General features: G+C 36.0%; 10 protein-coding genes. All 10 read left to right on the top strand.

The features are described 5' to 3' along the window. Positions 1-107: 107 nt before the first annotated feature. Positions 108-1,355, top strand: a complete 1,248-nt coding sequence (locus LY60_RS09580) for a putative DNA modification/repair radical SAM protein (RefSeq protein WP_145082809.1) — start codon at positions 108-110, stop codon at positions 1,353-1,355. Positions 1,356-1,362: 7 nt separating this feature from the next. Further along, positions 1,363-2,091 carry a TIGR03915 family putative DNA repair protein gene (locus tag LY60_RS09575; protein ID WP_212633473.1) on the top strand — a complete coding sequence of 243 codons (729 nt, stop codon included), beginning with the start codon at positions 1,363-1,365 and terminating at the stop codon, positions 2,089-2,091. A gap of 122 nt (positions 2,092-2,213) precedes the next feature. Continuing rightward, the gene (locus LY60_RS09570; protein ID WP_145082806.1) at positions 2,214-3,353 is read left to right on the top strand and encodes a GGDEF domain-containing protein; all 1,140 of its coding nucleotides are present in this window, start codon (positions 2,214-2,216) and stop codon (positions 3,351-3,353) included. A gap of 121 nt (positions 3,354-3,474) precedes the next feature. Next, the gene (locus tag LY60_RS09565; RefSeq protein WP_246145408.1) at positions 3,475-4,719 is read left to right on the top strand and encodes a [Fe-Fe] hydrogenase large subunit C-terminal domain-containing protein; all 1,245 of its coding nucleotides are present in this window, start codon (positions 3,475-3,477) and stop codon (positions 4,717-4,719) included. A 114-nt stretch (positions 4,720-4,833) separates the two neighbouring features. Then, positions 4,834-6,843: a sigma-54-dependent Fis family transcriptional regulator gene (locus LY60_RS09560; RefSeq protein ID WP_170226161.1), complete on the top strand. Its 2,010-nt coding sequence runs from the start codon at positions 4,834-4,836 to the stop codon at positions 6,841-6,843. A 277-nt stretch (positions 6,844-7,120) separates the two neighbouring features. After that, on the top strand, positions 7,121-8,563 hold the full coding sequence (locus LY60_RS09555; RefSeq protein WP_145082800.1) for an SLC13 family permease: 1,443 nt from the start codon (positions 7,121-7,123) through the stop codon (positions 8,561-8,563). Between the two features lie 115 nt (positions 8,564-8,678). Beyond that, positions 8,679-9,872 (top strand): CaiB/BaiF CoA transferase family protein, encoded by a 1,194-nt coding sequence (locus LY60_RS09550; RefSeq protein WP_145082798.1) that lies wholly within the window; start codon positions 8,679-8,681, stop codon positions 9,870-9,872. Positions 9,873-9,885: 13 nt separating this feature from the next. Continuing rightward, the gene (locus LY60_RS09545) at positions 9,886-10,785 is read left to right on the top strand and encodes a hydroxymethylglutaryl-CoA lyase (RefSeq protein WP_145082796.1); all 900 of its coding nucleotides are present in this window, start codon (positions 9,886-9,888) and stop codon (positions 10,783-10,785) included. A 518-nt stretch (positions 10,786-11,303) separates the two neighbouring features. After that, complete coding sequence (locus tag LY60_RS09540; protein WP_212633472.1) at positions 11,304-12,497, top strand: CaiB/BaiF CoA transferase family protein; 1,194 nt, start codon at positions 11,304-11,306, stop codon at positions 12,495-12,497. Between the two features lie 196 nt (positions 12,498-12,693). After that, positions 12,694-14,739, top strand: coding sequence for a sensor domain-containing protein (locus LY60_RS09535; protein ID WP_145082794.1), 2,046 nt, complete (start codon positions 12,694-12,696; stop codon positions 14,737-14,739). Positions 14,740-14,847: the final 108 nt, after the last annotated feature.

The raw sequence follows: 14,847 nt of genomic DNA, 5'->3' as shown, positions 1-14,847 counted from the left end.
AGAATTTCACTTAAGAAATTCTGCTTTAATTATACCATATAAACGAACATATGTTTGACAATGATGACTGTCTGTGATATTATTTAAGAAAAAAGAAGTGGTGAGCTATGGACGAAAGTTTGTTTGAAAAGCTGAAAATTTTATCAGATGCTGCTAAATATGATGTTTCATGTGTTTCAAGCGGAGTTGAAAGAAAAAACAATACTACAGGCGGAATAGGCAATGCCTCTGCAGCAGGAATTTGTCATGCCTGGTCTTCAGACGGAAGATGCATTTCTCTTTTGAAAATTCTCTTGACCAATGATTGCATATATGACTGCAAATATTGCCTGAACAAGGTGACGAACAACATAAAAAGAGCCACATTCACACCTGAAGAAGTAGCAGAGCTCACTATTCAGTTTTACAGAAGAAACTATATAGAAGGATTGTTTTTAAGCTCTGCAGTTGAAAAAAGTCCTGACCACACAATGGAAAATATATACAAGGTATTGTACCTTCTGCGTTACAAATACAATTTCTGGGGATATGTACATGTTAAGGTAATACCGGGAGCAAGCCCTCTTCTTGTTGAAAAAACAGGGGCACTGGCTGACAGAATGAGTGTGAATATTGAACTTCCCACAAGAGAAAGCCTTAAAATACTTGCTCCCCAGAAAAAAATAGAAAAAATTCTTGAGCCAATGAATTTAATAAAAAATGAAGCAGCAAGATATATAGAGGACAAGAAGCATTCAGTGAACGCTCCCCGCTTTGTGCCTGGTGGACAGTCAACACAGATGATAATTGGAGCAACTCCGGACAGTGACAGAACAATTTTAAATGTGTCTCAAAATCTTTATGATCGTTTCAGCATGAAAAGAGTGTTTTTTTCAGCATACATTCCAGTTGTTACATCACCAAATCTTCCTGCGGTAAGCTCCATGCCTCCTCTTTTAAGAGAGCACAGGCTTTACCAGGCAGACTGGCTCATGAGATTTTATTATTTCAAATCAGAGGAACTCTTCACGGAAATCGAACCAAACCTGGATCTTGAATTCGATCCTAAGATGATGTATGCATTAAGAAACCTTGATAGGTTTCCTGTTGAAATAAACAAGGCATCCTACGAAGAACTTTTAAGGGTTCCCGGCCTAGGAGTGACCAGCGCCCAGAGAATTATAAGGGAAAGAAAAAATGCAGAACTTTCCTACGACACCCTGCGAAGAATGAAGACAGTTTTAAAAAGAGCAAGATACTTTATCACTGTAAACGGTAAATATTATGGCAATACACAGTTTGAACCGGATGCCATAAAAGAAGAAATAAGATTCAAGGAAATACAAAAGCAATTAAGCATTTATGAGTTTATATGAGGTGGCTATGGATTATTTATATGACGGAACTTTCGAAGGACTTTTAACGTGCATTTACTTCCATTACAAGTTGGAAAATGCAGCGGGAATTTATAATGCCTCAAGCTACCAGCAATCAATTGTAAATGAATACAAAATCATAAAAACAGATAAAGAGAAGGCAGAAACTGTTTCTAACGCAATAAACAATAAAATTTCAAGGGAAGCCTACATAAATGTTTTTTATTGTTTTCTTTCAAATTTTGAAAATAAGGAAAATATAATACTTGAATTCTTGAGTTTTGCCTTTAAGTATGGAAAAAACACAATGAATTTTTTCTCTCATGAAAAGGTGCTTCCCATAAATGAAGCTTACATCAAAGTTTCGAGAGAGGAGCATAGAGTTCTTGGCATATTGAGATTTGCTGACATAGGAGGAATTTTGTATTCAAGATTTTCCCCTGACAATGATATTTTAATTTTAATAACTGATCACTTTGCTGACAGGTACAAGTATGAAAAGTTCATAATTCATGACGAAAAAAGGAAAAAAGCTGTTTTATATTCTGATGGGGTATGGGAAATCAAAGAAAATGTATTTATTGAGAATCCTGAATACTCAAAAGACGAAAAAAGGATTCAAAGTTTATGGAAGCAATATTTCATTGACCTTGCCATAAAGGAAAGAAAAAATATAAATTTACAGTTTCAGTTCGTGCCATCCAGATACAGGAAAAATATGGCTGAATTCAAGTGAATTCTACCATTAAATTTCATAAATGATTGAAATTATGCAAAATAAATTGTATAATAAATAAGAAAATACTATCAGCAAAAATTATTTATGTTTTGTTGATTACCATAAAGGGTGGAGTTAATTTGAATGTTGGTTCAATAAGTTCTGATGTCATTGGTATTGCTGCGTTGTTTTTTACAATTAACCTTGCTAAACGCAATGCAGTAGTAGATGTTTACAAAACAAAAATATACATATTAGCTTCAACTATAACAATAATTATATTGTCGTTGGAAATAATGGATATTTGGGGGCAAAGCCTTCAAAATGTTGAACATATATGGCTTTACAAGCTGGAAAACGTCGTGGGATTTTTGCTTACTCCAGTAGTTCCTTTTGTACTCTTGTATTTATACAACAATGATATTAATAACAACAAAATTTTTTACTCATTTCCATTGCTTCTAAATTCTGTCATAAGCATTGCAACCTACAAAACAGGATGGATATTTTACTTTGATCAGGCAGCAGCATATCACAGAGGAAGTTTATTTGCAATTCCCATAGTTATAGGCTTTTTTTACTACATATTGTTTATGATTTCCATACTGAGAAATGATTCTAAGTATGATAGGGATGATATGCTCTTTTTAAAATATGTCTTTTTTATGCCAGTGCTGGGTGTTTCGCTGCAGCTTCAATTCATTGATTTTCACATAGTGTGGCCAAGCGTTGCATTATCTCTGTTGCTATACTATATTTTCCTTAGAGAACTTCAGTTTAAATATGACGTAATAAGCGGAATTATGAACCGAAAAGCATTTGAAAGAGAAATGGAAATTTATGACAATAAAGATAACGTTGTTGCAGTTGTGGTGCTTGATTTAAATGACCTGAAACAAATAAACGACAGCAAGGGTCATCATGCAGGAGATAAGGCAATACTCATTTCAGCCACAGTGCTGCAGGAAAGCTTTGAAAAAATCGGCAAGGCGTATCGAATCGGTGGAGATGAATTCTGTGCTCTTTGTGAAGGTGCTTCTGAAGAAGATATTACAGAATCTCTTATAAAACTTGAAAAGCTTCTTTTGGAAGTTAACAATATACACGACATAAAAATTGAACTTGCTTATGGCTGCGCCTTTTACATCAAGGAAGAAGACAACAGCATTTATGAAACGTTTAAATGTGCTGACAGGCGCATGTATGAACATAAGGCAAAATTAAAGGGATTATATGGCCGCAGGGTTGATGATATGAAACGGGCATCTTATAATCAATGAAATGTATAAAATCAATAATAACTTAGACTTCAAAGCTTCACATCTGTGAGGCTTATTTTTTTTAATTCTGTAATTTTTAGTCTTTATTTGTTCATAATAATAGAAAAACATGGAGGAACTTATGGAATCTTACAACTCCCTTTATGATCATCTATTAAAGGCTGCTATAAATAAAAAAATAGACGAAGAACTTAAAAAGCTTACGGAATTTGATCCTCACCACCTGGACTGTCTTTTAAATCCTGACAAACATGGAACAGTAGTGAGAATTGGTGACTGCTGCTGCAGTGATGAAGAAAAAAGAAAGTGTGATGAAGGCTGCGATTTTAAGGCAATGAAAAGAGATGAAGAAGGCAATGTATATGTTACAGATAATTGCATAGGGTGCTCAAGGTGCATAGAAAGCTGCATTAAGAACAACCTTACAGACAAAAAGGATCTGCTGCCGCTTTTTGAAATGATAAACAACGGTGTCCATCCTGTATATGCCATGATTGCACCCGCCTTCACAAGTCAGTATGGACCTGAAGTAACACCGGGAAAATTGCGCAGCGCATTCAAAAAAATCGGTTTTTCAGGAATGATTGAAGTTGCACTTTTTGCAGACATTCTCACGTTGAAAGAAGCACTTGAATTTGATAAATCCATAAAGACAGATGAAGATTTTCTTTTGACCAGTTGCTGCTGTCCCATGTGGATTGCAATGATAAAGAAAATATACAATGAAATGGTTCCTCATCTGCCTCCTTCAGTTTCACCAATGGTTGCCTGCGGCAGATCCATTAAGAAGCTGTATCCACAGGTTAAGACAGTCTTCATAGGTCCATGTGTAGCAAAGAAGGCAGAAGCAAGGGAGAAGGACATAGAAGATGCAGTTGATTTTGTACTCACATTTCAGGAAGTTGCAGAAATCTTTGAAATTGCAGGCATAGAACCTGAAAAGATGGAAGAAGACTTAAGGGACCATTCTTCAAAGACAGGAAGAATTTATGCAAGGACAGGCGGAGTGAGCGAAGCAATTCAAGACACTCTGGATTATTTGCGCCCGAGCAGAACCATTCCTCTAAGGTCAAGACAGGCCAATGGAATTGCCCAGTGCAAGGAGCTTCTTAACGAAATAAAGGACGGAAAAATTTCTGAAAACTTTCTTGAAGGAATGGGATGCGTCGGAGGGTGTGTTGGCGGTCCTAAAAGAATCATAGACTCCCAGCAGGGAACAAAGCATGTAAATGACTACGGAAGTGAAGCACAATACAAAACTCCCGTAGACAATCCATATGTCATGGAACTTTTGAAGAGGTTAGGATACGACACAATTGAGTCGCTTCTTGAAAGAGACAATATGTTCATACGTGAAATGCAGTAACATACTGCACTTTAATTAAACAAATAAAAATTTAAAGATTTTTATTTGTTTTTGTGTTATCATAATTTAAAATGTAACATTATTAAATGATATTAAAGTGAAAGGATGTTTCAAGTGATACAAATAGAACAGTCAATCAACATGCTTAACAAAAGAGTAACTGAAATATCTCTTATTGCTCCAACCATTCAGCTTGCTCAGAAAACGAGAAATATAATTGAACAGCGGAATGAAGAAATTGATGTGTTTGTTCCCATTTCAAAAGAAGATACTCTTAATGATGCATTGAGAATAGCAAGAAATTTAGTTGAACAGGGTGCAAAGGTAATAATAAGCAGAAAAGGCACTGCTTCAGCCATAATTGAATCTAAGTTAAATGTATCGGTGGTTGCGATTAACAGTATTTTGTCAGATTACATAGAATCCATTGAAGTAGCAAAATATGAAAATGGAATCATAGCCTTTTTTTCTTATGGAGAAATGACAGATGATGTGAAAAGTCTTTGCAGCATGCTGGATATAAAGGCAAAATATTATACTTTCAAGACAGACAAGGACTGTGAAAGAATAGTGCGACAATCATTGACTGACGGTGCGGTTTTGGGAATCGGAGGAGTAATGACTCAAAAATATTCCGAAATGTACAACTTGAAGCATATAACTATTGAAAACTCTGAAGTTTCTATTACAAGTGCAATTGAAACAGCAAAGCAGATACTTCAGGTGCAGAAAGAAGAATCAAAGAAACAAAATGAACTAAAGGTTCAGCTTGAAAGGTACAAGGCGGTTCTTAATTTCACTCATGATGCTATTATTGCAGTTGATGAAAAAGGAAAAGTAGATGTTATAAATCCTGTTGCGGAACAGATAGTAAAAACAAGTCCCGGTTATGCAGTAGGTAAAAACATAGATGAAATCATACACAACACGAGTATGTTTGACACAATAAGCAACAAGGAAAAACAGCTTAACCAGCTTATGGACATTAACGGAACTCTTGTATCCACCAACAGGATACCCATAGTAGTTGATGACAAAGTAAAAGGCGTTGTGGCAACATTCCAGGATGTTAAGGTCATTCAGGAAAATGAAAACAAAATAAGAAGAAGCCTTCATGAAAAAGGTCTTGTGGCAAGGTATCACTTCAGAGACATTAAGGGTGAATCAGATGAAATAAAAAATGCAATATCAATTGCTAAAAGTTATGCTTCTTCGGATTCTACAATCCTCATTCAAGGTGAGACTGGAACAGGAAAAGAGTTGTTTGCTCAAAGCATTCACAATTCAAGTTCAAGAAAAAGCGGGCCTTTTGTTGCAATAAACTGCGCATCGTTATCTTCTAATCTATTGGAATCTGAGCTGTTCGGATATGTGGAAGGAGCATTCACCGGAGCAATTAAGGGCGGAAAAATAGGTTTGTTTGAACTTGCTCACAAGGGAACAATTTTTCTTGATGAAATAGGTGAAATACCAATAGAAATCCAGGCACAGCTCCTTCGGGTCCTTCAGGAAAAAGAAATAAGAAAAGTTGGTTCTGTTGTGAAAACACCTGTTGATGTAAGAGTCATTACAGCAACTAACAGGAATTTAATAGATGAAATGAAGTCAAAGTCATTCAGAGAAGATTTATATTACAGAATTGGAGTTCTGAATCTTACGGTGCCCCCATTAAGGGAAAGAGGCGGTGACGTAATGCTTCTTGGAAGATTTTTCTTTGATAAGTACCTTGGAAGTGACAAAACAAAATTTTTAAGCATGTTTGAACACATTATGAAAAGGGTCAATTCATATAAATGGTATGGAAACATAAGAGAGCTTCAAAATTTTGTTGAAAGAATCTCTGTCTTGATGAAATATCACGGCAATGGATATGATTTCGAACAGCTTGTAAGCAGCTTTATCAGCAAAGATTACAGCATTAGCAACAATGAAGATTCTATTGAAGAAGATCAAGTTTGTATAACAACATCAGTCAAGGGTAATGATTTAAACAAATGGGAAGCCGAAAAGATAACCAGTGCCCTTAAAAATAATGACTTATCAATTCAAAAAGCAGCTGATGCTCTTGGAATAAGCAGGACAACATTGTGGAGAAAAATGAAACAATACAATATTAAATTGTAATATGTTGCAAGGTTCCATGGAAAGGTTACATAAAGAACCTTGATGAAACATAATGAAACAATTCTTTTGAAATTGAAATAAGTATATAAAAAATTAAAGTGATGGATGACATATTTTCATACTTTAATTTTTTTAATATATAAAGATTGTATTGAAATTTGAACAATAATTTACTTGAAGATATTTTTTGATAAAAAGTTGGCACAATTAATGCTAAATATGAATACAAGAGTTTATAAATACGCATTTATAATCTATTAAATTATGGGAGGACCAAATGGGAGAATTTAAAGTAAGAAAAATTGGTTTTATTGTGGGTGTGCTTCTTTGCGCAATATTAGTTATTATGCCAACACCTGCAGGATTATCTGTTGTGGGACAAAGAGTATTGGCAGTATCAAGTTTGATGATTGTATTCTGGATGACTGAAGCAATATCAATTCCAGTAACAGCGTTATTGCCGATTTTGTTATTTCCTTTGCTTGGAATAACAGGAGCTAAGGGGCAAAACGACATTGCATTATTTAAACATTATGCATATCAGACAGTATACCTGGTTTTAGGTGTTGGATTCCTTGCAACTGCAATGGTTAAATGGGGACTGCACAAAAGAATGGCACTTGGCATAGTAATGAAGGTTGGTAAAAAACCAGCAATGATAGTATTAGGATTTATACTTGCAACTGCAGTTGTATCAATGTGGATGTCAAATACAACAGCAACAGCTATGATGCTGCCTGTTGCCATGTCAATTATAGCAACAATGGATAAAGAAATATCAGGCGGTTTCAAGAAAGCAATGGTATTGTCAATACCATTTGCAGCAACATTAGGTGGTCTTGGAACATTAATAGGAACAACAACCACTCCTACAGGAACTGGTATTATTGCAGAAACAATAGGAGTTCAGCTTGGATTCGTTGAATGGATGAAGATAGGTCTTCCTTTCGTTATAGTTATGATCCCGCTTGCTTGGCTGTTTATGGTTAAATTCTACAAAGTTGACAAGCTTGATGAAATAAATGTGGATGTTATTAGAAAAGAGTATCATGCTCTTGGAAAAATGAACAAAGGTGAAAAAGCTACTGCTATTATATTCGCTGCTGCTGTGTTGGCATGGGTTACAAGCGGGTTATGGAAAGGTCTTGTACCGTTTGCAACTGATGAAACTATTGCAATGGCAATAGCAATTGCTCTTGTTGTAATACCTGTTGACTACAATAAAGGCGAGTATGTTTTAAGCGGTAAAGAAGCTTTAGCAGATGCACCTTGGGGTACAATGCTTCTATTGGGTGGCTCAATGGTAATGGGTAATGCCATTACAGATGCAGGAGTTGCACAGTGGATAGCTGGATCTTTAAGCGGACTTGGCGGAATGCCACCAATAATGATAATCATGGTTGTCGGCATAATTACAGCATTTATTACAGAAGTTACAACAAATGCCGTTGTTGTTGCTTCATTCCTGCCAGTGCTTCCAGGGGTTGCCAATGCAATAGGAATGGATCCATTACAGCTGATGCTTGTATGTATGGTTGCAGCTAACTTTGCATTCATGCTTCCTCCGGCAACACCTCCAAATGCAATTGCTTACAGCACAGGAGCATTTGAAATTTCTGACTTGATGAAAGCAGGTCTTGGATTAAAAATCATATGCCTGATAGTATTCCCAATAATTATGTACGCTATAGTATTCGGTTTATTCGGTATAGGCGCATAGTATAAAAATGAGCAGATAAATGTAAAAATTTATCTGCTCTATAAATTATGGTTGTTATTGATAGTTAGTAAAAATAAATAAACAAGTTAAAATAATATTTTATAGGAGCAAGTAAATGAGCAAAGGATTATTGGATGGGGTTGTAGTTCTAGACCTAACAAGAGTGTTGGCAGGACCTTACTGCGGAATGCTTTTAGCGGACATGGGAGCTACAGTTTACAAAATAGAACAGCCTAAAAAGGGAGACGACAGCAGAGCTTTCGGACCGTTCATAAACGGAGAAAGTGCTTACTACATGAACCTGAACAGAAATAAAATGGGCGTAACATTAAATTTGAAAACAACTGAAGGAAAAGCAGTTTTCATAGAGATGGTTAAAAAGGCAGATGTAGTTATTGAAAACTACCGTCCGGGAACAATGGAAAAATTAGGTCTTGGATACGAGGATTTGAAGAAAATCAACCCTGGCATCGTGTACGGATGTGTTTCAGGTTTTGGACACTACGGACCATACAGCCAAAGAGCTGGTTATGACATCATCGGACAGGCAATGGGCGGACTTATGAGCACTACAGGTTGGCCGGGCGGAGCTCCAACAAGAACAGGTACAGCAATGGGAGACGTGTTGGGCGGTTTAGGCTGCACAATCGGAGTGCTTGCAGCAGTTGTAAACAAAATTAAAACCGGAGAAGGACAAAAGGTTGATGTTGCACTGGTTGACTCAGTTGTATCTTCACTGGAAATAATCACACAAATTTACCTGGCAACTGGAAGAATTCCTGAAAAAATAGGTAACAGATACGAATCAGCATATCCTTACGATTCGTTCAAGTCAAAAGACGGAGATGTAATCATAGGATGCGGTAACGACAAGCTGTATAAACTCCTGGTAGAAGTTATGGAACAGCCTGAACTTCTGACAGATGAAAGATTTACAACAAATGCATTGAGAGTTAAAAACCATGCTGATTTGAAACCGATTATTGAAGCATGGACAGTTGAACAAAATGTTGATGATATTGTAGAAAAACTTCTTGCTGTAGGAGTTCCATCATCACCAATCAATACCATAGACAGGGTTGTAAAGGATCCTCACATTGCTGTAGCAAGAGAAATGTTTGTGGAAGTTGAACATCCGGTAGCAGGAAAAACAACATTAACAGGAGACCACATTAAATTCAGTGACAAAAAAGCTGAAATAAGAACTCCGGCTCCAACATTAGGGCAGCATAATTTCGACGTTTATGAAAACTTTGTTGGATTGAGCGAAGAAATAATCAAAGAATACATTGAAAAAGGCGTATTCTAATAAAGGAGAAATTATGAATAAAAAAATACAAATAGTTGAAGTTGGACCAAGAGACGGGTTTCAAAATTTAAAAGATTATATTCCCGTAGAACAGAAACTGAAAGTTATTGACGATTTAATAGGCGCAGGAATAAAGCACATTCAGCACACATCTTTTGTTAGTCCAAAAGCAATTCCGCAATTAAGAGATGCTGCGGAAATAACAAAAACAGTAACAGAAAAATACCCCGGATATGATTTCTTCGCATTGGTTCCAAACCTTTTCGGAGCAAAATCTGCTTATGAAGCAGGTCTTAGGAAAGTTTCATATGTTATTTCATTAAGTGTAAGTCACAACAAGGCTAATATAAACAGAACTCATGATGAATCATTTGCTGAACTCCAAAAAATAATGGATAATTACAAAGATCTGAACGTATGCGTAGATGTAGCTACTGTCTTTGGTTGTCCTTTCGAAGGAAAATATTCTACTGATGTTGTGCTGAAGTTTCTTGAGAGAGTTGCAAACATGGGAGTCAAGGAAATGTCCCTGGCAGACACCATAGGTATTGCCAATCCAAGACAGGTAAGAGAAATTGTTTCGGCAGCAGTGAAAGAATTCCCGGAAATAGAATTCCAGGTTCATATTCATGACACAAGAAATATGGGAATGGTAAACACTCTGGCAGCAATTGAATCTGGAATTACAAAAGTTCAGTCAACTTTAGGCGGACTTGGCGGATGCCCATTTGCACCGGGAGCATCAGGAAACACAGCAACAGAAGACTTGGCATACATGCTGAACGACATGGGATATGAAACAGGTGTTGATGTTAACAAGCTCATAGAAGCTGCAAAATATGAAAAAAGCATTATCACTGGTAATTTCAGCGGACATCTTGTAAATATTCAGACAGGACAATGCAACGGATAATTAAATAAATAATAAAAATGCGTTTCATATTCTTTGAAACGCATTTTTTATATACTAGGAAAGTTCTCTTTCCTAGTATATAAAAAACGGGGATTGCAAAGGGCGGGACGCCCTTGCCGTCAAGGGGGGTGCTCAGCAAAAAATACGTTAGTATTTTTTGCGCCGAAGTGGGACATAGGTCCCCCTAGCGGAGTTGCGAAGCAACTTTTTTATATGATGAGGAAAGTTCTCTCTCCTATCATATAAAAAAAGTGCAAAGGACAACCAAAGCACTTTAATGTTTCAAATTGTTTTACAAAAAAAGAAATGCAACAATTAGAAACAAAAATTGATACAAATATTTTTATAGGAATACTTTAAGCATAGTATATCAACGTTTTTGAACTTTTATTAAAATAATATGCAACAAAAAGTTGGCACAGTAATTGCTATATATAACATATAAGCAATAACTGTCTGCAAATATTATGAAATTATGCAATTCAGTAAAAATATAATAAGTTTAATTGGAGGAAATTATGAGCAAAGGATTATTGGATGGAATAGTTGTACTAGACCTTACGAGAGTGTTGGCAGGACCTTACTGCGGAATGCTTTTAGCTGACATGGGAGCTACAGTTTATAAAATAGAACAGCCTAAAAAGGGAGACGACAGCAGGGCTTTCGGACCATTTGTAAACGGAGAAAGCGCATACTACATGAACCTGAACAGAAATAAATTGGGCGTAACATTAAATTTGAAAACAGCTGAAGGAAAAGCAGTATTCATAGAGATGGTTAAAAAAGCAGATGTAGTTATTGAAAACTACCGTCCGGGAACAATGGAAAAATTAGGCCTTGGATATGAGGATTTGAAAAAAATCAACCCTGGCATCGTGTACGGATGCGTTTCAGGCTTCGGGCACTACGGACCATACAGCCAAAGAGCTGGTTATGACATTATAGGACAGGCAATGGGCGGACTTATGAGCACAACAGGCTGGCCGGGTGGAGCTCCAACAAGAACAGGTACAGCAATGGGAGACGTGTTGGGTGGCTTAGGCTGCACAATCGGTGTTCTTGCAGCAGTTGTAAACAAAATAAAAACCGGAGAAGGACAAAAGGTTGACGTTTCTTTGGTTGACTCAGTTGTATCTTCACTGGAAATAATCACACAAATTTACCTGGCAACTGGAAGAATTCCTGAAAAAATAGGTAACAGATATGAATCTGCATATCCTTATGATTCATTTAAGGCAAAAGACGGAGATGTTATCATAGCATGCGGTAATGACAAGCTGTATAAACTGCTTACAGAAGTAATGGAACAACCTGAACTTCTTTCAGATGAAAGATTTGCAACAAATGCACTGAGGGTTAAAAACCATGCTGAATTAAAACCACTCATTGAAGTATGGTCTTCTCAGCATACTATTGATGAAGTGGTAGAAAGTCTGCTTGCTGTAGGAGTACCATCATCACCAATAAATACAATAGACAGGGTTGTAAAAGATCCTCACATTGCTGTAGCAAGAGAGATGTTTGTGGAAGTTGAACATCCTATAGCAGGAAAAACTACATTGACAGGAGACCACATTAAATTCAGCGACAAAAAAGCTGAAATAAGAACTCCTGCACCGACACTGGGTCAGCACAATTTTGATGTTTACGAGAAATTTGTAGGACTGAGCGAAGCTGTAATAAATGAATATATTGAAAAAGGTGTATTCTAATCTATAAAAATTAATTAAGAAAAATTTGAAACAGTTTTACAAAAAAGCAGCATGTTGTGATTGATATGCTGCTTTTTTATTGCTATAATGATTAAGCTTTGCATGTGTTTAAAATGCAAAATAATGGGTAGATTATAGTAAATACTATGGTTATTCTTTTTTTATTTTCCAAAAATTCAAAGTGGATGTGAAGAATTTGAAAAAACGAAATTTTCCTGATGACATGTCAAAACTCAGCAATTCATCAAAAAATATTATTGAATCGGTTAAAAGTATTAATCCCCAAAAAGAAGCTTTAATAGTGGTTATAAAGTACGGTATTTTTGGCTTGTTGTGGATTGTACTTTCAGATAAGATTCTTGGAACATTTACCGATAATATAGAGTTCTACAAAATCATGCAGATTTACAAGGGATGGTTGTTTGTTCTAATAACAATGGTTATGTTTTTTATACTGATATCAGAAAAGACAAAAAGCATAAAAAGCGCAACAGACAGAGCGTTCAAGGCATATGAGGATCTTAAAACTTCAAACCATGAACAGGGTGTGCTGGAAAAAGAACTTAACTATCAGAAGGATCTTATTCAAAACATAATTGAAGAAGCCCCGGTAATTATTGTTTTATGGGATGAGGATGGGAAAATATTAAAAACAAATTCTTTTTGCATCAAGACCTTCGGTTATGATGAAGAGGAATTGTTGGGAAAAATATGGGTTGACTTCTTTGAAGTATCACATAACAAGCAAAGGGTAAATAATATTTTCCAGGAAATAATTCAAAATGGCGGACTCAGGGAATATGAAATCAATTTTGCTGCAAAGGAAGGCAAAAATTTAGATATACTCTGGAGCAACAAGGTAATAAAAACTGACAGAGGTAAAAAAGTAATTGTGTCCATCGGTATGGATATTACTGAAAGAAAAAAATACGAAGAAAAAATCAGATACTTGGCATACCATGATTCTCTTACTGGATTGCCTAACAGAGATATGTTTTCAAATGAAATTGAATGTTTGATTGAAAGTAAAAAATTGGACAAGTTTGCTATAGTATTTATTGATATTGACAATTTTAAATATGTCAATGACACAATGGGACATATTATAGGAGACGAATTGTTAAAATATATTGCAGTTAAACTCACTTCATATGTTACAGCGCCAGATTTAGCTGCCAGACTTGGAGGTGATGAGTTTGGCCTGCTGATAAAAAACTTTGGCTCAGAAGAAATACTTATGAAAAAATTAGAAAGATTGCAAAAGGATTTAGGCAATACATGGCATTCCGGAATAAGGGAATTTTTCATTTCCATAAGTGTAGGAGCAGCAATTTACCCGGATGACGGGCGTGATGGGGGTGCTCTTCTCAAGAAATCTGACATTGCAATGAACGTAGCAAAAAAAGAAGGAAAGAACAAAGTCCTTCTATACAAGGAAAATATTCATGAAGACATAATGTGGCATATAAACATGTCTAATAAACTGCAGAAGGCTTTGGACAACAAGGAATTCGAACTTTATTATCAGCCGCAGATTGAACTTTCCTCAGGCAGGATAGTGTCCCTTGAAGCATTGGTAAGGTGGAATCATCCAACTGAAGGGTTTATACCTCCTTCTGATTTCATTCCTGTTGCAGAAGAAACAGGCCAGATATATGGCCTTGAACAGAGGATTTTTAGAAATGCTCTTATTCAAAAACAAAAGTGGGAACAAAAAGGGTATAGAGATATAACATTGTCCTTGAATTTATCCAGCAAGACACTGATAAGCAATATGAACTTTAGGTTCATTGAATCCATTTTATCAGAATTTCATGTCGATTATACAAAGTTTGTTGTTGAAATCACAGAGACTGCAGCCATTTCCAACGTTGAACTTGCAATTGAACGGCTTAACAGATTAAAGAGCAGGGGGCTTAAAATTGCCCTTGATGATTTTGGCACCGGTTATTCATCAATAACATATTTAAAACAGCTTCCAATTGACATTATAAAGCTTGATAAGAGTTATGTTAAATCTGTGACTGACGGAAGAAGGGACGGTTCAATTATAAAGTTTATTTTGTCACTGGCAAGAGACCTGAACCTGACAGTTGTTGCAGAAGGAATCGAAACAAGCAAACAGCTGGAATATTTAAAAAATATCAACTGCAGTTTGGGGCAAGGGTATTTCATAAGCATTCCTCAGCCTGCAGAAGCAATCACTGAAATGCTAAGCAATAATACATCAACATACAAATGACACAATACTGATTAAGAGCCTGATAAATTCAGGCTTTTTTGTTGTGCGGAACTGTTTTTTGTTTTCGAAACCTAAAGTGTGATAAATTTCAATTTTATGACACTCCAT

Source organism: Sedimentibacter saalensis, from assembly GCF_007830175.1.
In the GTDB taxonomy this organism is placed as follows: domain Bacteria; phylum Bacillota; class Clostridia; order Tissierellales; family Sedimentibacteraceae; genus Sedimentibacter; species Sedimentibacter saalensis.
This window is presented reverse-complemented; position numbering and strand designations above follow the sequence as displayed.